Source organism: Myxococcus sp. AB036A, from assembly GCF_006547355.1.
Taxonomy (GTDB): domain Bacteria; phylum Myxococcota; class Myxococcia; order Myxococcales; family Myxococcaceae; genus Myxococcus; species Myxococcus virescens.
Map to the genome: position 1 here is coordinate 159,839 of NZ_VHLC01000003.1, position 20,816 is coordinate 180,654.

Consider the following 20,816-nt stretch of genomic DNA (forward strand, 5'->3'; position numbering starts at 1 on the left):
TGCCAGGCCCGCCGCACGGGGGCAGGACATCACTGCGAAAGCCCTCATGGCGCCTGTGAATCGCGCGCCTTCAGCGGTGAGCGCCGGGAGCGTGAGTTGCCGTGCCTTCCTCGTGGCGTCTCTCCGACGTACCGCCGGAACACGCGGCGGAACGCAGCGGTGTCGGCATATCCCACCCGGGCAGCGACATCTTCGACCGACGCATGGGTTGTCTCGAGCAGGTGGGAGGCGTGAGCCACGCGCACCCGTTGCACGAACTCGAGCGGCGTCATGCCCAGCCCGGCCTGCACCCGCCGCGCGAGCGTGCGCGAGGAGGTGGCAGCGGCACGGGCGAGTTCATCGAGCGTCAGCTGCCGGCCCAGATTCGCGGCGACGAATTGCTCCACGGCACGAAGCGCTGGGTCCGAGACGCGGAGATGCTCCATCACCATGTACCTGGCCTGTGAGACACGCTCGTCGAGCACGAGGTAGCGGGCCACCAGGTGCGCGAGTGATGGGCTCGCGACCCGCGCGACGATGGCCAGCACCAGGTCCGCATGCGCGAAGGCCGAGCCCGCGGTGAGGACGCCGTCGCTCTCGACAACCATCCGGTCCGGCTGGAGGGCGACCTCGGGGAAGCGACGCACGAACGAGGGGACGAGCCACCAGGTCGTCGTCGCGCTCCGCCCCGCGAGGAGACCTGACGCCGCGAGGACGAAGGTCGCGGAGCACGAGGCCGCGACCGTCGCGCCTTTCGCCGCCGCGCGCGCGAGCAACGTGATGCCGCGCGCCGCATCGGCCCGCGAGAGCAACTGCTCGATGGCTCGCTCGCTCGCCGCGGAGAGCCCTGGTACCAGCAACACGTCTCCAGCCTTCACACCTCGGAGGCTCAGCGCGCCGTCCACGGAGACGGTGCGTCCCGTGCCCGAGCGCACCGGCTGACCGTCGAGCGACACCACCCGCTGACGCAAGACCTGGGCACCCCGGGGAACCGAGGCGAGCCCTGCCTCGACGAGCCGGGCGGCCGTGTCGACCACATCGAGCCCCACGCCCAGCGAGCCCTCTGCCACGCCATCGAACACCACATGCGTAATCACGGTGGCAAGAATAGCCCGTTCATTGTCAATCTCGCCACTGGTGGCGGAGGATGAATTTCCCGCATCGTCCAGGCATGCGCCCATCCACACCTGACTCCACGGCCGACGACCCACTCGATGACTTCACCCGGCGGCCCCTCACCCTCAACGACGCCATGCGAACGGTCTACGTCGCCGGCCACGGCCCCGCCGTCATCGTCATGGCCGAGATGCCAGGCATCAGCCCGCACGTCGCCCGCTTCGCACGTTGGGTCCGCGACGCGGGCTTCACTGTCTACATGCCTTCCCTCTTCGGCAGGGACGGTGCCTACCCTCGCGCGGAGGAGGGGCGTGCCATCATGCAGCGCGCCTGCGTGAGCGCGGAGTTCCGAGCGTTCGCGGCGAATGCGTCGAGCCCCGTGACGCAGTGGCTGCGTGCCCTGGCACGCCTCGCACATGAGGAGTGTGGCGGTCCAGGAGTCGGCGCGATTGGGATGTGCTTCACGGGGAACTTCGCGCTCTCGATGATGCTCGAACCCGCGATGCTCGCTCCCGTCATGTGTCAGCCGTCGCTGCCCCTGAGCGACCCCGGCGCGATTCAACTGGCGCCTGACGAGCTTACGGCCGTGAAGGAGCGCCTCGAACGTGACGACCTGACGGTGCTCGCCTATCGGTTCGAGGGAGACCGATTCTGCACGGCGCAGCGATTCCAGGCATATACAGCCGCGCTCGGAAAGCGCTTCGTTCCCCGAGTGCTGCCTACGTCCGCCGCGAACCCGACACCGCCCCCCTTCTTCGCGGAAGTCGTCGGGTGCGCCCACAGCGTCGTGACCGCCCATCTCATCGACGCGGAGGGAGAGCCCACTCGCGAGGCACGAGACGAAATCCTCGCCTTCTTCGCTCAGCGGCTGGGACACGCGGGAGCACAAAGCACGGCGTGATTCGCCACTCGCCCCCGCGAACAGCCAGAGTGAATGGCCGCGAGTTCGGCCCGGGTGACTTCACTCGGCTCCGCGTCCACAACGCGCCTGAGTGCCTGCACCTGGCACTCGGGCGCGGGCTTGGAGCAGAAAGGCGTGCGAATGCAGTGGACCAGGTGGCTCAGGAGCGAGTCCTGGGAGCGGCACCATTCCTCACGAAGACCGCGACAAGAGGCATCTGCATCACGCCAGCTCAGGGGGAGAGCAGCGCCGGCGCCCGGCCGCACCGCAAGAAGCGCCGTGGCCAGTTCCGCAAGGGCCCGCGATTGCGTCGCAGAGAGTCGCACCGCGGGCCGCGCGCGCTGCACCATCGAGAGCGCGGTTGACGCATCCAACGCATCACCTCGGGCAATGAGGAGCGCGGCCGCAATCATCCCGGTGCGTCCGTGCCCTTGCGCACAGTGGATGTAGAGCGCCCCAGATCCGACAGCCAGCTCGCGCAGGACAGGGGTCACTCTCGCTACAGGCAGAATCGAAGCATCAAGGATGGGCAGGGAGACATACCGGCCCGCGCGACGAATTCCTTCCGGTTCGACGAACTCAGACGTCAGATCGAGCACGGTCACGATGCCGTCGGGAAGCTCTCCCGCCAGCAAGCGTCTTCCAATGAAAACGCCTGGCACCACTTCGTCGAACGCCCGCTCTCGCGACAGCCATCGCACCAGATGCCAGGCGCCCCATGTCAGCAAGAGATAAGGCAGGAGCAGGATGACGGCCCAGGGCTGCATCCGCCCGTCCACGCGCTTGCCGAAAGCGTGTTCGCCCAGTCCAGCGTAGGCGAGTGCCACCAAGATGAAGCTCACCCCAGGCCACAACAGAAGCCACGTGACGCCGCCCAGTCGCAGGGCCAGGAAGACAATCAACACGGCAGCCATGGCGAAAACGAAGGCGTACTTCATGCCCGGCACAGCGTAGCCGGAACCGTGGGCGGCGACACGCCCATCCTGGAAGGGCGAATCACGCGCGCCATCTCGGGACTGGTGGCCCCAGGTGCGTGAAGGCCGCCGCGCCCGCTAGCGAGCGCCCCGGGAGGCTTCCAGCCCGCTCACATGCTTGCGAACCATCAGGCTCAAGGGCACGGCCACCAGGGCGATGACCGTCGCCACCAGGTACACGTGGTTGATGCCCGTCACGAATGAGAGCAGCTCGATGTCACGACGCTCCGTCATCCCCTCCCGCACGAGCACCTGCGCCTCCCGGGCCGCAAAAGAGGAGAGGAGCGACGTGAAGATGGCAATCGAGAAGGCCCCGAATACGTTTCGCAGCCAGTTGCTGATGGACGAAGCGTGGCCACTCAGCTCCCGGGAGAGCTGCTCCATGCCCGCGTTGCTGGCCGGCATGATGGAGAGCGAGATGCCCACGTTCCGGACCAGCATCCACATCAGCACGTAGGTGTGGGAGACATCCGGCGTCAGGTGGCTCAAGGCGTACGTGCCGCCTGCAATCAACAGGACGCCCGCCGTCATGAGCGTGCTCGGCCCGAGCGTGCCGTACATGCGTCCGACCAGGGGCATCAGGAGCGCCATGGCCAGGGAAGCCGGGAGAAGAATCAACCCCGTCTTCAGCGGCGTCACGCCCTGGATTTCCTGAAGGAACAACGGGATGAGGAACGCGCCCGAATAGAGGCTGATGGTGATGATGCTCGAGATGAGCAACGTCACCACGTAGCGGCCGTTGGCCAGCACCCGCAGGTCCAGCAGCGGCGCATGCGTCCTCAGTTGGCGGACGACGAAGTAGACGAGTGACACCGTCCCCAGCACGGCCAGCGACACGGTCTTCGCATCCGTCCATCCCCAGGCCCGTCCCTGACTCAAGGCAATCAGCAGCGCCAGCGTTCCGGTGATGACCGTGAGCAGCCCGGGGAAGTCGAACGCCTTCGGGACCTCCAGGCGGTAGTAGGGAACGGCCCGCACCGCCATCGCCACGGCGACGAGGCCCAACGGCACGTTCAAGAAGAACAACCACCGCCAGTTGCCCAGCGTCATCAGCCAGCCTGCCAGCGTGGGCCCGAAAGCGGGAGCGAGCATCGAGGACAGGGTCCAGAGGCTCGCGGCCAGCGCCTGCCGTTCACGCGGCAGCAACTGGTAGATGAGCGTCATCGTCACCGGCATGATGGCGCCACAGAAAGCGCCCTGGACGAACCGGAAGGCCACCAACGCGCGCGTGTCCCAGGACACCCCACACAGCACGGAGGCCACGAGGAAGCCCACCAGGCTGGCCACGTACACCCACTTGAAGCTGAAGCGTCCGCCCAGATAGCCGGTGAGCGGGGCGCTCGTTCCCATGGCGAGCATGAAGCCCGTCAGGGTCCACTGCACGGAGGACAGCTCCGCCCCGAAGTGCCGCTGGAGCTCGGGAATGGCGATGGTGATCGTGCTGGAGCTCAGCACCGACATGAACGACCCGACAAACAGGGTGAACATGAACGGCCAGAAGCGGGGGACTGTCGGCTCGGCGGCGGAGTGCATGGGCGACGGCAGGCGCTGGAGCGCGAGACCGAAGCCACGCATGAATCACGGCTGACGCCGAGGGTCCAGCCGGAAGGGACCCGCCGCCGCCGGCCCTCGGCTGCGCTCTGCCCAGGGTGTCATCGTGGGCCAGCCAGCCAGCGCCCCATTCCGCGGGGCGCGGCGGGCTGCTACCTCGACCACCCCGGCCCCACCGACATCTCGTAGTCGAGGCGAACCAATTCATCGATGCCCACCGAGAAGTCCGTGCAACGCCCGAACGTCGTGCAGATTCGATAGTCCCCCGGGACCAGCGCGGCTTCGTAGAAGCCATCCTTGTTCGATGTCACGGAAGCCACGTCCATGTCCTGGGGCAGGGACTTGACCAGCAAAGTCATCGACCGCGGCTCGCGCTCGCACTCAGAAGAACACACGTCATTGACATAGGAGGTCATCCCATAGACCCCCTGCGATATCGTCACGGCCTCGTCAGGGTCGACATCACCGCAGGCCACGCTGATCAAGGTCATGACGGCGAGCGACGCCAGGTATCCTCGGGAGTTCATTTTCATCAGAACAGCCTACGCCTCAGCCCCATGGAAAACCAGACAGGCTATTGCGCAGACACCCGCTCCGTGAATGGCCTGTCATCGCCACGGCGGAGCATCAGGACTGCCCCCACCGCCAGCAAGGCAATGAAAGCAACGTCACGCATGGAATTCGGCTGGACGTCGATGAAGAGGCTGGCGGGCCGGAACATGACCGTCGCTGGAGCCGTGACGAGAAAGGCACACAGGTTCATGCCCGCGTGGAGTCCCATGGCCGCCTCCAGCCGTCCTGTCCGGAGCGTCACCCAGGCCAGGAGGATGCCCACCGTGAGGTAGTAGACCGCCGACCACCCCGGCGTTCCCGAAGCCTCGGGGTTGGGCAGATGCGCGGCCCAGAACAGCAGGCTGCTCACCGCCACGGCCACCCACGGCCGAGGCAGGAGCCGGTAGACGCCCTGCATGAGCCACCCACGGTAGAGCAGCTCTTCCGCCGCGGCTTGGATGGGCGTGAGGACCAGCACGAGCGCCAGGGCCACGAAGAAGCGCGACGCGTCGAAGTTCAGGGTGAAGGACTCGCGGTCCATCAGGACATTCACACCCGCTGCCACGCTGAGCACGCCGAACGCACCGGCAGCCGCATTCAGGAAGGGACGTACGCGGAAGCCCCCCTCCTGCCCCAGAAGACTCGAGAAGGGCCTCTTGTGCACAACGCGGACACCGAGCGCCAGCGCAGCGAGGACCACCGCGAACGACAGCATGCCCACCGCGAACACCGGAAACGGCATTCCCTCCACGACGCCCGCCACCGGGTCGAACCGGAAGTTCGCGTCCCCCGAGCGCTTCGCCACCAGGAACAGGAACGCCGAATACGGCACGTTGAAGAGCACGATGGCCAGCCCGAGCAGGACTGCTGTCAGCACATACCGCCATGGCTGATTCCGCCCGCGCGACGCCTGCTCCAGATAGACATTGGACATGACCGTCTCCTTTCCGCGGCCATGAGACCGCGGGGTTGAACGACAACGTGGATGGAGCGCCCCAGGCTATGGGGCGGTGGATTCGAGCGCCGCCGCCAGCCGCTTGCGAGCCAGGTGCAAGCGCGACCAGGCGGTGCCCTCGGGAATCCCGAGGACGCTGGCAATCTGGGCGTGTGACAGGCCTTCCACGGCGAAGAGCGACAGCACGGTGCGGTGCTCCAGCGAGAGCGCCCTCATCGCCACCTCGAGTCTGCGCCTCCGCTCCCGCGTCTCGAAGGTCTCCTCGATACCCGCCCGAGGGTCCGCCATCTCGATGTCGACCGCGTCGCCACGGTGACGCTCGCGCCGCGTCTTGGCGGCCACGGCGGCCCGCACCGCGATGCGATACGCCCACGTCGACAGCTGCGCATCCCCCCGAAACTGCGGCAGGGCCCGTTGAATCGAGAGGAACGTCTCCTGGACGGCGTCCTGGGCGTCACTCGGGTCCCGGGTGATTCCATGGCAGAGCACGTACAGCTTCCCGCTGAGCGCCTCGTACAGGTGGCGCATGGCATCCTCTCGCGCGGCGGCGTCGCCCGACACCACGGCGGCCCGGAGGGCCTCTTCATCGAATGGCACGCGCGGCGTCACGGCGCGACCTCGAGCTCTGCGCGCTCGCGCAGCAGTCGCGGCCTGCGCGTCCGCGCGAGGTAGACCGTCATGCCCAGGTTCACTCCCGCGGCAAACAGCAGGGTGACGACTCCCGGGAGCCCCTTGTCTCGCATCAGAAACGCGGTCCCCGCCATCGCGACCGTCATCGCCGGGAAGAGCCACAGGAGGGTGGTCAGGTCCTTGAGCTCCGTGTCGATGCGTGCCCGCCGCTGCGCCATCCACGCGTCCACGCCGACACTGGCCGCTTCGATGGCACGCCGTTGAAGGCCGCGCAGGGTCAACGCGAGCCCGCCAGCGAAGAGCACTCCGACCGCCGAGACAATGGCCCACAACCGCAGGGGCGCCTCCGGTGCGAACAGAGGGCCCAGGAACACGCCCTGCCCCACGAAGGACCCGAGCGCGGCCCACGGGCCGTATTTCAGCCAGAAGCGGTCCTTCGCGAGCGCCCGCGAGACTTCCGCGTAGCGCGGCGCCGGAATGCTCACGCCGCCAAGCACCTGGTCCAGCTCCGCCGAAAGTGCCAGGGCCCGCTGGCACTCCGGACACGTCGCGGCATGCTGCTCCGCTTCCTCTTTCTCCCGCACGTCGAGAGCACCGTGGCGGCTCATCTCGAGCGCGAGCTGATATCCATCGCAACTCTTCGAGGTCATCCCTCCTCCTTCCGCCAGCTAGGAGGCGCGAGGAAGAAATCCCTTCACGGCAGGCGCTTCTTTTTTGAGAAACGGCAGAACCCCTCGAAATCACGAGGGGTTTCCAGGCCCACTCACCGGGGCTTCACGGCCTCGTGAAGAACGACACCTGCTGGAAGCGCAGGCCGGCAAGAATCTGTTCCACCCGCGCGTCCGACAGTGCCCCGATTCGCTCTCCCAGACGCGCCTTGTCGACCGAGGACACCTGCGACACGACGACGACGCTCTGCTTGGGGAGGTTTCCCTCTCCCACTTCGAGCAGCACGTTCCCCGGCTCGCTGGCCCGGTGCAGGTTCGACGTCAGCGCACACACGACTACCGTCGTGATGCGTGAGTGATTGAAGACGTCGTCCTGGACCACCACGTGGGGGTGCGAATAGCTGGGGACCGGGCCTCGTGAGTCGTCGGGCGCCACCCAGAACACATCACCGCGGTTGATTCGCTCGGGGGACATGCCCTTGGGGTCTCCTGTACCTGCCTCCGGCCTGGCGGCCCGGCCTTCTTAGCGAGCGCGGAGGCTTCCTCCAAGGCATCCTCCATCAGCGCCTCAAGGACCACGCCGACCGGGCCAGGCACGAGAAGCTGGGCTTCTGCGACGGGTGGGGCGCCGTCACGGAACAACTCGCGAGGCTTGCCAAACGCGGCGCCTGACACGGTGTAGGGTCGCCCCAAACGACCCGAGACGCGAATGCCCCACACCTCTCCGTCCCTCGAATCGCTGACCGAACTCTCCACCCTCGAGGGGCTCCTGGCGGAGCGTGGCCTGGATGCGCTCCTGGCCACCTTCGACGAGGTGCTCGCCGGGACGCCCCCGGACACACGCATCCTCAAGAGCGAAGGCCTGTCGGTCAGCCCCAGGACCTTGCAGGTGCTCCGGCGCGCGCTCGCGCTCGACGCGGCGTTTCTCCGGGCGCACCCCGGAACGCTCTTCCAATGCCTCTACAACCGCCTGCGCTGGTTCGACGCCCCAGACACGGCTGCGCACTTCGCGCCCACGGATGCGGGGCCCTGGAGCCACGCGGAAGCGCACCTGTGGAAGCTCGCGGAGCACTGGCGGGGGCAGTGGACCGCGCGGGAGGGCGCGTCCTGGGTCGAATCCCTGCGGCCCCTGCCCGAGGCGCTGGAAGGCAATGACCAGGTCCTGCGGCACGGCGCCCAGGTGTTGTGCGCGGCCTTCAGTCCTTCGGGCGCCTGGCTCGCCACGGGTTCCTGGGAGGACGAGCGGAACGTCCGCATCTGGGACGTGGCCACCGGGACGCTCCTCCGCCAACTGGAGGGGCACGCGGGAGAGGTGCGCAGTGTCGCGTGGAGCCCGGACGGGACGCGGCTGGCGTCCGGCTCACGCGACCACGACGCGCGCATCTGGGACGTCGAGACGGGCGAACTCCTCCACGCCATGACGCGCCAGGAGGGACAGGTGACGTCGGTGGCCTTCAGCCCGGACGGCCGCTGGCTCGCCGTGGCGAACCTCGGGTGGCGGGTACGGCTGTTCGACGTGGCCTCGGGCCGGGAGGTGCGCACACTCGAAGGGCACGAACAGTCCGTGTTGACGGTCGCCTTCCATCCCTCCGGTCGGTGGCTGGCTTCAGGCGCGTCGGACGACACGGTGCGCATCTGGGACCTGGAGACGGGCACGCAGACCGCTCGCATCCACAGCACCACCTCCGTCTCGTCCGTGGCCTTCAGCCCGGATGGCGATTGGCTCGTGCTGACCTCCATGGACGGCCTCATCCGGGTGGAGACGGCAGGCTGGACGCGCGTGCCCGGAGCGCTGGGCCAGGGTCCCTATTCCCAGGTCGCCTGGCTCGAAGGCGCACGGCTGGGCGCCCTCGCCTTCAACCGGGTGGAGCTGCTCGACGCGAGGAACGGAGAGGTGCTCCGGGCGCATCCCTACCCTTCCGACGGCCGTGAGCGCGGCGCCGCCTTCCTTCCGTCCGGCAAGCGCTTCGCGCTGACCGCGGCGAATGGGCGCACGCACGTCCGCGACCTGGATGCGGCCCCCAGCCCCACCCTGCTGGCCGAACAGGACCGCGTCATGAACCTGTGGGGACATGCCGAAGGGGCATGGGGCGTTACACGCCTGCACTCGGAGACGCGCGTCATCGACTCACGCGGGCAGGCCACGGCACTGCCTCCCGGCTCTCCGGCGTCCTACGCGCAGACCTGGCAGGTCAGTCCCGACGGCGCATGGCTGGCCCAACCCGAGCTGTCCTCACACGAGCGGCGCTACCGGCTGGGCATCCTGCTGCTCGACGCGCGGAGCCTCGCCCCCGTGCGCACCCTGCTGGCGCCCCCTGGCGAACAGGCCGCGAAGGCCCAGACGCTCCTCGTCAACAAGCTTCCGATTGCCTTCTCTCCCGACGGGAAGCTGCTGGCGGCCGCCATCGAAGAGGGCGCGGTCCACCTCTGGCGCGTGGCTGACGGCACCCTGTTGCACAGGCTGCGCGGACCCGGAGGTCCCATCACCTGGGTGGATTTCACGCCGGATGGCACCTGTGTCGTGTCGGGACATCCGGCCAGCGAACGCGTGTACGTCCACGAGGTCCGGGGCGGCAAGGTCATCGTCAACACCGAAGCGGAGGTCGAGCCCACCCCCGCCTATGCGGCGGCGGCCAGCGCGCCCGTCATCGCCGTGGGCCGAGCGTCGGGGGAGCTCGCGCTCATCACGATACCCACCGGCGCCCAGCAGGTCCTGACGGTGAGCCAGGAGCCCGTCATCGGCCTGGGACTCTCCGCGGACGGCACGCGCGTGGCGGCCTGCAGCCTGGATGAGTGCGTGCGAATCTTCGATGTGCGGACAGGCGCGCGCCTGCATGAGCTTCCCCACCCGTCCCTGCCCTTCTCCGTTGCGATGAGCGGCGAGGTGCTCGTCACGCTGGCCGAGGACATGCACACGCGCGTCTTCGACCTCGCCACGGGCGAACTGCGCACGGAGCTCGATGGAAGCGTCACCACGGAGGACGTCGTGTCCCGGCGCTACTGGGAGACGCTGAGCGACGGCCCCGTCACCTTCCACTTGCAACAGGACACCACACCCCGGGCTCGATTCCAGGATGCGATGGAAGAGATTCTCATCCTGAAGGACGGGCTCGTCCTGGGACGGGGCCGCACCGAGCGGGACTTCTTGTACGTCCTGAAGCTCCACATGCCCTGAGCATCCGGAACTCGCGGAAGCCTCTCTCCCCTCTCTGCCGGACTGGAGAGAGGCCCCGCGACCTACGCGCTAGCAGTCCTTCCAATCCGCCCCCGCGTAGCCCAGCCCCCGCTTCGCGCACTGGTACTTTCCGAGATTGCGGCAGTTGCCATACACGACATTGGGATAGGGACCTCTCCAGACTTTGTCGGAGCACCGGATGAAGCAGCAGGCCCTGAGGGCGCTGACCGTTCCCTCCTCGGCGCTGGGGTCCTCCTGCTCCAGGTACTGCTCTGGAATGGCGATGGACTCCTGCGGCTCCTGCGACTCTTCGGGCAGCGGACCACCACAGCCCATGGCCAACAGCGCCCCCATCCACAGCGGCAACATGCTCTTCATTTGATTTCTCATGGCTTCAGCCCTCACGTGTCCTTGCACCCTGCCAATGACTAGCAGCTCCGCCAGGCGTGCCCTTGATAGGTGAGCTTCTTCTGCGGGCAGTAGTACCTGCCGTACTTCGCGCACAGGTCGTACTTGATGGAGGGAAAGGGGCCGTACCAGGTTCCGCTGCATTTGACGTTGCAACAGATGGCGGCACTCTCGACTTCGCCCTCACCGAGATACTCAGCGGGAATCCCTGGCGGGGTGGACTCCTCCTCGTTCGGTTCGCTCGGCGGCGTTGCCTCTCCGTCGGCGGGTCCGCATCCCACCAGCAGCACCACGCCGGCAATCCACGCAAACCAACGTCCATGGCCATTCTTCATGGAATCCTCCCAGGCTCAATCCAGACAAGAAGGCCGCGAGCCACCGGCCTCCTATTCATTGGACCGAATCGAGGTTCCAGACGTTCCTGCGCCACCCCTGCGTCATTCCAAACCAGACAAGACAGACAGCCTCCGTGCAGAAGCATCCAGTCCGCTGCGACTTCCCGACCGGAGCTTGAAATGACATCAGCCCCTCTCAGAGCCTCAATCTCTGACGCGGCGGCATTTCGGATTCCCTCCACCCAAGAATCCGGGATGAAGCGAACGTGGGCCGAGGGGCGCACCTTCACCCGCCCACAAGCCCCCTCCGAAGACGCGCGTCCCCAGGGGCGTGAGTGCTGCTCGACGAATTGCGCCCCAGCCAGGGGGTGTCCCACTGGCCGGCCTTTGCCTACAGCGCGTCGAAGACGGCACTGAATGCGCTGGCGGTCGGGTTCGCCGATGAGCTGCGCGACGGCGGACGAGGGGGCGGAGCGCGTGATGCGAGCGACGCCGCTGCCATTGCCGGCGACAGGCAGCTTCACGATTCGCTTGCGCCCGCCCTTCGCCCCAGGCATCATTTCGGTGAACAGGTTCACCGAAAAGAAGGGGGGAGGCCATGGCGACGCGGAACAAGGCCGGAGCGACGGGTGGGCCCAAGCGGGGACGCCCCCGGGGCCGGACGGAGCAGGGCCACGAGACGCGCCAGCGGCTGTATGCGACCGCGCTGGGGTTCATCTCCGCGCGGGGCTACGAGGCCACCCATCTGCGGGACATCGCCAAGGAGGCGGGGGTGAGCGTTGGCCTGCTGTACCGGTACTTTCCCAGCAAGCGCGCCATCGTCCTGGCGCTGTACGACGAGTTGTCCTCGGCGTATGCGGCGCGCGCCGAGGCGTTGCCCGCCGGCTCCTGGCGGGAGCGCTTCCTGTTCGCGCTCCGGGCCAGCCTTGGCGTGCTCGGGCCACACCACGTGGTGCTCAAGGCGCTGATTCCCGTGCTCGTGGGCGGAGAAGAGGACGGCCTGTTCGCGCCGCAGACGGCGTTCTCCCGGCAGCGGGTCCAGGCGGTCTTTGAAGACGCGGTGGCGGGCGCCACGGACGTCCCGAGCAACACCACGGTGGCCCATGCACTGGGCCGGCTGCTCTACGTCGCGCACCTGGCCGTGGTGCTGTGGTGGCTGCTCGACAAGAGCCCACGTCAGCGCGCCACCGAGGGCCTGGTGTCGATGCTGGCGGGCCTGCTGCCCCCTGCATCGCTCCTGCTCCGGCTGCCCGGTGCCGGAAGCATGGTCCTGGGCGCGGACGCCCTCTGCCGGCAGGCGCTCTTCGGCGAACCGGCGCGTGCCCAGGCGGAAGAGGTGACGCGATGAATACCGCGACGCTGGGACATCCCGAGGTCTCCCTGAACGGGAAAGGCGCAGGCGAGCCGCGCGCGAGCACCGCATCCCTGGTGCCGCCCGAGGTGGGCCGCTTGCGCTTCGATGCGGCGCGGACGCTGTGGCTCTGGGGCATGCTCATCCCCGGCGTCACCGTGGGGCTCGCGGCGGCGACGCCCACCACGGTGGCGGTGTCGCTCCTGCTCACCTTCGCGACGCTCTGCCTGGGACACTCGGTGGGCCTGCATCGCGGCGTCATCCACCGCACCTACGAGGCGGGCCCTCTCACACGCGGCGTGCTCGCGTACCTGTTCGTGCTGAGCGGGCTCGGCGGCCCCCTGTCGTGGGCACGCCTGCACGCGGTGCGCGACTACTGGCAGAACCGCCCCGACTGTCCGCCCTACTTCGCCTATGAGCACTCGATGGCCCGCGATTTCGGCTGGAACCTGCACCTGCGCTTCGAGGCCGCGGATGACCGGGCCCTGGCGCGTCTTCCTCCAGACGTATTGACGGACCCGTGGCTGCGCTTCCTGGAGCGCACGTGGCCGCTCCACGTGCTCGGGCTGGCGGGGGTGGTGCTCGCGGTGCTGGGCTCCGAGGCCGTGGCCCTCTGCGTTTGCGCCCGCACGGCCGCCGGCATTCTCGGACACTGGGCCGTGGGCTACGCGGCCCATGTCTGGGGAGAGCGGCGCTACGCCCTGCCGGGCGCGGCGGAGAGCGGTACGAACATCTGGGTGCTTGGCGTGCTGTCGTTCGGAGAGGGCTTCCACAACAACCACCACGCCTTCCCAGACTCCGCGCGCATGGGCCAGAAGGCGCACGAGCTGGACCTGGGGTGGTGGGTCATCCGAGGGCTTCGCCGGCTGGGGCTCGTGCGGGATGTACGGGTACACCCCATCTGACCACGCCCCCACACCAGAGCGCTTACTGCGAGGTCGCTTCCATCCACTGGACCACGACCTGGCACAGCGCCTTCTTCTTCGCCTTCACCTCCGCCAGGTCGCGAAGCGTGACGATGGCGCGGTCCGGGGCGGCCCACTGAAGCAGGCCGCTGGTGTCCTCGAAGGAGAAGCCTTGTGTCGCCTTCACCTTCGCGCCCCGGTGGAAGATGAGCTGAACGCAGTCCTTGGGCTTCAGCTTGAATGTCACCCGGTCATCGCCCTTGAAGCAGAAGCTTGGCGCGTTCCACTTGATGCGCTCCGCGATGCCGGGATGGGCGGCCAGGATGGCGGTGCGCAGGCTTTCGACTTCGTCCTTCCGGGCATGTTCGAGCTCCTGCATGAATCGTTCGACTTCTTCGGACCGGTTCGACACGCGCGTCGCCTCTCTCCAGCACCATGACATTCCGAGCGGGCTGGTGGACGCGGCATAACCCGGCCCATGAGCGAAGTCAGCAGCCCGTAATCCAAGGATGCAGGGCGAGTCAGGGGTCTGGTGTATGGAGCCTCGTCCCCCGCCGTACCCCCAGGAGGAATCCTCGATGCGTCGTCTTGTTCCAGCCCTTCTCTCCGCGAGCCTGATGGTCGGATGTGGTCCCACCGGCTCCGAGTCCGAGCCGTCTTCTTCGTCCACGGAGCACCAGGACGCGCCGCTCACCACCACGGACGTGGACGTGGCCCCGGAGTGTCAGGGCCTGCTCACCTTCGTCAACACGGCGTCTCTGTCCACGCTGGACGCCTATCTCCCCAGTGACGTCGCCCAGAACCTCGTCGGCCACCGCGCGACGGCGCCCTTCTCCACGTTGGCGCAGGTGTCCGGGGTCCGGGGTGTCGGTCCGGTGCGCCTGACCCAAATCGAGGGCGGCGCCCGCGCGCTGGGCCACATCACCAGCACCTGCGCCGGCATCCTGGACGAGCTCGCGCTCTCCACCGATGACGCGGCGGCCCTGGTCAACCTGGTGAACACCATCGACAGCAGCGCGTTGTACGCCGTCCTGCCGTACGCCTGGAACGGCGCGACGAACCTCCTCAACCTGCGGCCCTTCACGTCGGCGCAGGCCATCTCCGAGGTGACTGGCATCGGCACGGTCAGCCTGCGCAACCTCCGCAACGCGGCCACGCAGGGCTACGCCCTGACGGCGCTCATCGCCGTGATCAACGCGCAGGAGGAGAGCCTGTGGACGTCCCGCCTGAGCCAGGACTTCGACATCCAGGACGTGATTGACGGCGCTCACGGCAATGGCGAGTTCGAGAGCGCGCAGTGCTTCGGCATCGACCCCAGCCTCTTCCCCGCGGGTCAGGTCTGGACTGTCCGCCCCGAGCTGGCCACGGGCACCGAGGTCTACAACGAGGTCAAGAGCACGGTCGACTACGCGGACCGCAACGAGTCGCTGCCGGAGACGCTCTACACCGACGGTCTGGCGGAGCTGCAGGCGCGCACCGCCGGGCGCACCTTCAAGGGCTGCTTCATCAGCTACGGGAAGGGCCCGTGGGGCGGCATCCAGGTCAAGTTCTACGTCGACACGGTGACCGGATACCGCATCCTGTCGGAGCAGCACTGGTCGGAGTGAGCCCGCATTGAAGTACCCCAGGCCCGTCCATGGGCCTGGGGGTTTCAACGGGACGTCACCCGCGAGCCTGCGCGTGATTACGGAATCGTGGCCGTCACGGACACGCCCGAGTAGGACGAATAGCCGCGCACGGACACGTACCAGGTGCCAGCCTGGGGGTTGGAGAAGTTGCAGGTCTCCTCGTTGCCGGACAGGTAGGGCCGGCAGTTGTAGGCGCTGGTGGTGGGCTGCGAGCCGCTGCGCACATAGAGGTCAGCGTCACCCGAGCCCCCCGACTGCGTCACCTTGAGCGACGTCGTGCCGCTGGGGACCGTGATGGCGAAGTGCTTCCAGGTGCTGGACGAACCGGACAGGTTCGTCTGGGCAAGCAGCGTGGTGCCGGGCGGCGGGGTCGTCCCGCTGAGCTTGGAGTCAATCCAGCTCTCGAAGTACGACACGCGCGCATACATGCCCGGGTAGCGCGCGTCGGCGCAGCCGTAGCCCCAGCTCACGACGCCCGCGAGCTTGCGGGTGCCATTGTGAACGACGGTGAGCGGACCACCGCTGTCGCCCTGGCACGAGTCCTTGCCCGGCGCCTTGGCGCCAATCTGATCCGGGCCAATGTACTCATTGGGGTAGCTTTGCTGCGCCTCCGTGTTCGAAATCACGTTGACGTCCACCGTGCGCAGGGTGGCGGACCCCGAACCACCGGAGGAGGTCGCCCCCCAGCCCGTCACGCGCGCGACCACGGCCGGGTCGGTGGCGCCGCTCGCGGCATCCGCCGCCGAGACGCGGGGAATGGCCGCGACGGTGGTGCCATTGAGGTCCAGCGACGTGGCCAGACGGAGCAGGGCAACGTCGTTGCCGGAAGCGCCGTAATCCTCATGAATGATGGTCTGCGCCACGTTGCGCGTCTGGCCCGTGCTCGTGTTCGTGCTCGAGGTGGAGCCCGCCACGATGCTGCTGACGGCGTAGCCATCCACACAGTGCGCCGCGGTCAGAATCCAATCCTTGTTGAGGATGGAGCCACCGCACCAGTGACCGCCGTACCGCAGGGACACCTGCCACGGATTCTCATTGATGGTCGTGGTGGTGCCACCGACGATGTCCTGTTCGATGGTCGCCGGCGCCGCCGACTCCGCCTGCTCCTCGACCATCTCCGGACCGCAACCGACCAGCAACGACATCGCGCCAACTGTCGACCACCGCCGCATGACCTTCACTGACATCATGGAGACCTCGGGTATCTGGGGAAGACGCGAAGCGGCGAAGTGCGACTAATCGCTTCACGCTTAAAAAACGGTAACACACGATCTTCCCCATCTACCAGCCCCCGCCCCGGTTGAAGCGCGACCGCATTCGGAGACGCTCACGCTTTGCGACATGCCTGTTTCATTACATCTCCGCCACACTTTGAAATGGGACGGAGCGTTGATGACTTGTCATTGGAGCCGCGGGCCGAAGTGACGACGGCGACATGAAGCAGCCCGGCGGTGTGATGCGACACACCACCGGGTCTGTCCCACCCCTGACTATGGGCGGCTTTCCTGCCGCGTGTTGCTGCTCGCGGTGGCCGCGGACGAGGTGGCGCGCGGCAGCTTCGGCGGAGGCGGCTTGGCGAGGCTGTCCAGGAAGGGCATGAGGTTTTCGGCGGCTTGCAGGATGTCGCGCTCGAAGTCCGTCACCCCCTGTGGTGAGACATCCAGCCTCAGCAGCCTGTCTTGCGTCTCCGTGTGCCCCTCCCAGCGCACCTGGGCCACGGGCCCGGGCGTGCCCGTGCGCGCGAACTGGACCAGTGAATCCACCAGGTGACGCATGAACGTCCGGTCCTCCTCCGTGAACAACTCTCCGGCGGGTGGCACGTCCGCGGCCGTCTCCAGGAAGTAGGGCACCTCGCCCCCATGAGGCACCCCCAGACGCTGCCGGGGGGCGAGCATCTTCGCGCGGTACTCGAAGTAGTAGCGCCACACTGCGGCGCCGCGCTCCGCGTGGCGGGTGGACAGCAAGCGGGGCATGACCGTGAAGACGAAGTCGCGGCACATCCGCCGGCCAATCTCCCGGTCATCTTTTACGTCGGGGTAGAGCTGGCGGATGGACTCGGCGAAGGCGCCCAGGCGTTCAAGGATGGTGGCCGGGTCGATGCCGAACGAGGACACCACGCTGGAGTCGTCACTCGTGCTGCCGATGATGAGCGGCAAGGAGAGTTGCTCTCCGCGCGCGAAGGTCTCGCGGATGGGCTCGGGAAGGACGGAGTCTCCGTAGATGGGGCTGGGCGCGTTCGCGGTGTCCGCGGGGAGCATCCAGAACTTCTCCGGCCCCAGCTCGCGCAGTTCCTTCATGGTGGCCAGCAGCCGGTCCAGCCCATTCCTCCACGCGAAGGCCATGCCGGCCAGCCGCGCGTCCGCCAGGGGCTTCTCCTGGAGCACGTACGCGCTCATGGCCACGCCCCGGCGGAAGAGGTTCTTCTCCCGCACCTGCGGCGACGTGAAGAGCGACAGGACGCTCTTGGCGCCCGCCGACTGCCCCATCACGGTGACGTTGCCAGGGTCGCCGCCGAACCGCGCGATGTTGTCGCGCACCCATTCCAGCGCCAGCATCTGGTCCAGCAGGCCGAAGTTCGCGGGCCCGCCCGGATTCTCCTTCTCCAGCGCCGGATGCATGAAGAAGCCCAGGTGCCCCAGGCGGTAGTTGAAGGTCACCAGCACCACGTCGCGCGACGCCAGATGAATCCCTTCATAGGGCGGCAGGCGGCCCGAGCCGATGACGAAGGCGCCGCCGTGAATCCAGAACACCACGGGCAGCTTCGCGCCCGCGTCCAGCTTGGGCGTCCACACATTGAGGAAGAGGCAGTCCTCGTGCATCTCACCGGGGTCGCCACCGCCGGCCTCGATGCAGGCCTGACGGGACTGGTGCGCGGAGGCTCCGAAGTTGAAGGCCTCGTGGACACCGGACCATGGAGTGGCGCGCTCGGGCGCCTTCCAGCGCAGCGCGCCCGTGGGAGGCTTCGCGTAGGGTATGCCCCTGAAGACAGAAATCTTCCCCTCGACCAGGCCCTGCACCTTGCCTTCCTTCGTGGGTACCTCAGGCGTCTTGATGACGTTCATCGACCGGCTCCCTTTTGGTTGTGCGATTGCACGTGCGACAATGAAAGACACACGCACCCAGACTCCTGCGGAGAAGCCCTCGTGCACCCACTCGGTCTAGATGAGCGAGCGTGAGATAGAATTGAATGGCAATTCCTGGCAACACACCCCTGCCAGAAACCCGCTTTGCTGAAAGCGATCGCCGGGAACACGACACCCGCCCCGTCCTGGAGTCGGGCGGGGCGCGGGCGCGGGCCTTCCCTGCTCCCGGACCGCAAGCCGGGCCAGCGTCCGCGCGAGCCGCTCCGGATGGACGGGCTCCAGCATCTTGTTCGCGTCAACTTCCGGACACTGTGTTAGGGTGGCCGCCGCATGGCGATCGAGAAGGCGCTTCTGCTCATCGCGGATATCGGCGGTTACACCCGCTTCATGAGTCACCACCGGTTCAGCCTCGCGCACGCGCAGGAGACGGTGGCGCAGCTGCTCGAGGCCGTCATTGATGCCTCGGGCCCGCTCAAGCTCGCCAAGCTCGAAGGAGACGCGGCGTTCTTCTACGCCGTGGGCGACGATTTCCCCACCTTCGCCCGGATGGTCGCGGACATCCGCCGCGCCTTCGTTTCACGGCGAGAGCAGTTCATCGCCGACCGCATGTGCAAGTGCGACGGCTGCATGCAGGTCAGCTCCCTGACGCTCAAGTTCGTGGCCCACGCCGGTGAGGTCGCCTTCCAGCGCGTGAAGCACCTCACCGAGCTGGCGGGCGTGGACGTCATCCTGGTGCACCGGATGCTGAAGAACGACGTCCCCGTCACGGAGTACGTCCTGATGACCGACGCCGTGCACCAGGGGCTCGCGCCGGAGCTCCGCCAGCTCACCCAGGGGCTGGAGCACGACTTCGAGGGCATGGGGCGCACGGCGACGCACTACCTGGACCTGAACGCGTTCGTCCTCGCGGCGCCCGAGCCCGTGCGTCCGAGCCTGCCGCGCAAGCTCTGGGCCAAGCTGAAGCTGGAGCTGAGCTCGATGAAGTACGTGCTGGGCCTCAAGCAACCCTGCGAGAACTTCCGCAACGTCGAGGTCGTGGACGCCCAGAAGCCGTAGCGGGCGCCCGCGATTCAGGGGGGCCTCCGCGCACCATGCGGCGCGTCACCCTGGCGGCCGGGGCGCAACGGCCAGGACGAAGCGCGCGTAGCCAATCTCCGCCGCGTTCTTCATCAACTCCAGGTTGGCCCAGGCCACGATGTCCCCGAAGGGCTTGCCTTGCAGCGGCCAACGCGTGCGCTCCGTGGAGCGGAGGTCCTCGTCGCTGAGTTGCTCGATGGCGGCGCGCCACTCCGTGTACCGCCGTGAAATCAAGTCGCGCACCGCGTCCGCGGTCCCCGGCCACTCCACCTGCTCCCGCGTCAGGGTGGCATCCCCGAACGAGTGGTTGTGAACCATGGACCACCAGAACCCCAGGTGCCACGTGAGCCAGGCCACACTCGCCGGCCCCAGGTCGTAACCTTCATGCTCGGGCCACTCGACATGCCACTTTCCATCCGGGCCCTGCTGGACATGGAGGCCCACGGACGCGGGACGGCGCAGGCAGTCCTCCGTGGTCAATCCCTCCAGGTGATAGAGGGTGAGTGCCCAGGCGATGTCGAGTTGCCCCAGGAGCGTGTCTCGGAGTGGGTTGGACATGGGCGCAGGATAGACCGACGCCCCGCTGACCCCGACACGGAACGCGCGCCAGGAGTTGAACCAGGAAGAGGGGATGACATGAGCGATGAGCGATTGGTGCTGATGCGGGGAGACATCACCCAGGTCCAAGCGGATGCGATTGTGAACGCAGCCAACTCCACACTGTTGGGAGGCGGCGGCGTCGACGGGGCCATCCACCGAGCGGCGGGGCGCGGCCTCCTGGCCGAATGCCGGACCCTGGGACGTTGCCCTCCGGGAGAAGCTCGCATCACCGGAGCGACAGGGACCTCGAGGTGTACCAACGCGCACGTCAGGCGCTGGAGCCCACCCCTTCGGCCTGAAGGGTTCGCGACGCGTCAGACTGACGGGGCTCCCGCGCGGAGACGGCGATGCACCCCTGCGCGGCCCAGTAACACAGCATGATGGCGTAGCCGGAGCCCGGCAGCGGGCGTACGAAGAGCTTGAGCGCCAGCAGTCCGTCACTGACAGCGAACAGCAGCGCCCCCGCGAGCGCGAACCCCTGCGCGCGACGCGAAAGCCCCTGGCTCCCCAGCATGGCCCACGCACGCCATGTCATCGCACAGATGACGGCGACGTAGGCCGTCACCGGGAGCGCCATCTCGCCCAGGTGAGGCCAGAGAAAGACGCTGGCCCCCACCGCCAGGAACACGAAGGGCAGCGCCCTGCCCCACCGCGGCTGGCGCGACACCGTGACGTACGCGGCGACGTAGCTCACATGCGCCAGCAGGAAGGCCCCCAGGCCCGGGAGGAACAGCCCTGGACCCACGTCCAGCAGCACGTCTCCCAGCAGCGACAACACCAGGCCGGCGAATATCCACCGCCCGTAGCGTCCGAGCGGCGGCCACTGCCACAGGAGCAAACAGAGCATGGGCAGCGCCTTCGCGGCCACCCGGACGTCCGCACGGACCACGTCCAGCGCGAGGAGGTACCCCACCGCCCCCGCGACCCC

21 protein-coding genes and 1 pseudogene are annotated in these 20,816 nt (G+C 67.6%); 7 read left to right on the forward strand and 15 right to left on the reverse strand.

Annotated features, from left to right (window positions below):
• Positions 1-44 precede the first annotated feature (44 nt).
• On the reverse strand, positions 45-1,076 hold the full coding sequence (locus FL344_RS02390; protein WP_228564711.1) for a GlxA family transcriptional regulator: 1,032 nt from the start codon (positions 1,074-1,076) through the stop codon (positions 45-47).
• Positions 1,077-1,231: 155 nt separating this feature from the next.
• On the opposite strand from FL344_RS02390, the gene FL344_RS02395 reads away from it, so the two are divergent.
• Positions 1,232-1,996: a dienelactone hydrolase family protein gene (locus tag FL344_RS02395; RefSeq protein ID WP_228564712.1), complete on the forward strand. Its 765-nt coding sequence runs from the start codon at positions 1,232-1,234 to the stop codon at positions 1,994-1,996.
• Here FL344_RS02395 and FL344_RS02400 read toward each other — a convergent pair.
• The 7 genes from FL344_RS02400 to FL344_RS02430 form a co-directional block, all read right to left on the reverse strand.
• Positions 1,957-2,934, reverse strand: coding sequence for a hypothetical protein (locus FL344_RS02400; protein ID WP_228564713.1), 978 nt, complete (start codon positions 2,932-2,934; stop codon positions 1,957-1,959). The two genes, FL344_RS02395 and FL344_RS02400, sit on opposite strands and share 40 nt — an antisense overlap.
• 114 nt (positions 2,935-3,048) lie before the next feature.
• The gene (locus FL344_RS02405; protein ID WP_141617351.1) at positions 3,049-4,545 is read right to left on the reverse strand and encodes a DHA2 family efflux MFS transporter permease subunit; all 1,497 of its coding nucleotides are present in this window, start codon (positions 4,543-4,545) and stop codon (positions 3,049-3,051) included.
• Positions 4,546-4,673: 128 nt separating this feature from the next.
• On the reverse strand, positions 4,674-4,880 hold the full coding sequence (locus tag FL344_RS38905) for a carboxypeptidase regulatory-like domain-containing protein (RefSeq protein WP_228564714.1): 207 nt from the start codon (positions 4,878-4,880) through the stop codon (positions 4,674-4,676).
• 215 nt (positions 4,881-5,095) lie between these two features.
• Positions 5,096-6,007: a CPBP family intramembrane glutamic endopeptidase gene (locus tag FL344_RS02415; RefSeq protein WP_141617353.1), complete on the reverse strand. Its 912-nt coding sequence runs from the start codon at positions 6,005-6,007 to the stop codon at positions 5,096-5,098.
• Between the two features lie 66 nt (positions 6,008-6,073).
• Positions 6,074-6,637, reverse strand: coding sequence for an RNA polymerase sigma factor (locus FL344_RS02420; RefSeq protein WP_141617354.1), 564 nt, complete (start codon positions 6,635-6,637; stop codon positions 6,074-6,076).
• The gene (locus tag FL344_RS02425) at positions 6,634-7,308 is read right to left on the reverse strand and encodes a hypothetical protein (RefSeq protein WP_141588716.1); all 675 of its coding nucleotides are present in this window, start codon (positions 7,306-7,308) and stop codon (positions 6,634-6,636) included. Before FL344_RS02425 ends, FL344_RS02420 begins: the two co-directional genes overlap by 4 nt.
• Before the next feature lie 124 nt (positions 7,309-7,432).
• Positions 7,433-7,801, reverse strand: coding sequence for a type II toxin-antitoxin system PemK/MazF family toxin (locus FL344_RS02430; RefSeq protein WP_141617355.1), 369 nt, complete (start codon positions 7,799-7,801; stop codon positions 7,433-7,435).
• Between the two features lie 234 nt (positions 7,802-8,035).
• Between FL344_RS02430 and FL344_RS02435 the strand changes: the two genes are divergently transcribed.
• A complete protein-coding gene (locus tag FL344_RS02435; RefSeq protein WP_141617356.1) occupies positions 8,036-10,501 on the forward strand; it encodes a WD40 repeat domain-containing protein in 2,466 nt (821 codons plus the stop codon).
• 69 nt (positions 10,502-10,570) lie between these two features.
• Here the strand turns inward: FL344_RS02435 and FL344_RS02440 are convergent, their stop codons facing one another.
• Both FL344_RS02440 and FL344_RS02445 read right to left on the reverse strand, forming a co-directional pair.
• A complete protein-coding gene (locus tag FL344_RS02440) occupies positions 10,571-10,879 on the reverse strand; it encodes a hypothetical protein (protein WP_228564715.1) in 309 nt (102 codons plus the stop codon).
• A 50-nt stretch (positions 10,880-10,929) separates the two neighbouring features.
• Positions 10,930-11,244, reverse strand: a complete 315-nt coding sequence (locus tag FL344_RS02445; protein WP_141617358.1) for a hypothetical protein — start codon at positions 11,242-11,244, stop codon at positions 10,930-10,932.
• A gap of 598 nt (positions 11,245-11,842) precedes the next feature.
• Between FL344_RS02445 and FL344_RS02450 the strand changes: the two genes are divergently transcribed.
• The gene (locus FL344_RS02450; protein WP_141617359.1) at positions 11,843-12,592 is read left to right on the forward strand and encodes a TetR/AcrR family transcriptional regulator; all 750 of its coding nucleotides are present in this window, start codon (positions 11,843-11,845) and stop codon (positions 12,590-12,592) included.
• Entirely contained in the window at positions 12,589-13,500 is a 912-nt protein-coding gene (locus FL344_RS02455) for an acyl-CoA desaturase (protein ID WP_141617360.1), read from the forward strand. Before FL344_RS02450 ends, FL344_RS02455 begins: the two co-directional genes overlap by 4 nt.
• Before the next feature lie 22 nt (positions 13,501-13,522).
• Here the strand turns inward: FL344_RS02455 and FL344_RS02460 are convergent, their stop codons facing one another.
• Positions 13,523-13,879 (reverse strand): DUF1801 domain-containing protein, encoded by a 357-nt coding sequence (locus FL344_RS02460; protein ID WP_228564716.1) that lies wholly within the window; start codon positions 13,877-13,879, stop codon positions 13,523-13,525.
• A gap of 130 nt (positions 13,880-14,009) precedes the next feature.
• Between FL344_RS02460 and FL344_RS02465 the strand changes: the two genes are divergently transcribed.
• A complete protein-coding gene (locus FL344_RS02465) occupies positions 14,010-15,107 on the forward strand; it encodes a helix-hairpin-helix domain-containing protein (RefSeq protein WP_141617362.1) in 1,098 nt (365 codons plus the stop codon).
• A 77-nt stretch (positions 15,108-15,184) separates the two neighbouring features.
• Here the strand turns inward: FL344_RS02465 and FL344_RS02470 are convergent, their stop codons facing one another.
• Both FL344_RS02470 and FL344_RS02475 read right to left on the reverse strand, forming a co-directional pair.
• Positions 15,185-16,318: a trypsin-like serine protease gene (locus tag FL344_RS02470; protein ID WP_141617363.1), complete on the reverse strand. Its 1,134-nt coding sequence runs from the start codon at positions 16,316-16,318 to the stop codon at positions 15,185-15,187.
• 300 nt (positions 16,319-16,618) lie between these two features.
• Positions 16,619-18,190: a carboxylesterase/lipase family protein gene (locus FL344_RS02475; RefSeq protein WP_141617364.1), complete on the reverse strand. Its 1,572-nt coding sequence runs from the start codon at positions 18,188-18,190 to the stop codon at positions 16,619-16,621.
• Between the two features lie 351 nt (positions 18,191-18,541).
• Here FL344_RS02475 and FL344_RS02480 point away from each other — a divergent pair, with 351 nt between their 5' ends.
• A complete protein-coding gene (locus FL344_RS02480) occupies positions 18,542-19,267 on the forward strand; it encodes a DUF2652 domain-containing protein (protein ID WP_141617365.1) in 726 nt (241 codons plus the stop codon).
• A 45-nt stretch (positions 19,268-19,312) separates the two neighbouring features.
• Here FL344_RS02480 and FL344_RS02485 read toward each other — a convergent pair whose 3' ends face one another.
• Positions 19,313-19,846 carry a DinB family protein gene (locus tag FL344_RS02485; RefSeq protein ID WP_141617366.1) on the reverse strand — a complete coding sequence of 178 codons (534 nt, stop codon included), beginning with the start codon at positions 19,844-19,846 and terminating at the stop codon, positions 19,313-19,315.
• 78 nt (positions 19,847-19,924) lie between these two features.
• Between FL344_RS02485 and FL344_RS02490 the strand changes: the two are divergent.
• Positions 19,925-20,122 (forward strand): annotated as a pseudogene (locus FL344_RS02490) (macro domain-containing protein); the annotation flags it as partial.
• Positions 20,123-20,156: 34 nt separating this feature from the next.
• Here FL344_RS02490 and FL344_RS02495 read toward each other — a convergent pair.
• Positions 20,157-20,816: lysoplasmalogenase (locus tag FL344_RS02495; RefSeq protein WP_141617367.1), on the reverse strand; the 660-nt coding region annotated here is incomplete at its 5' end.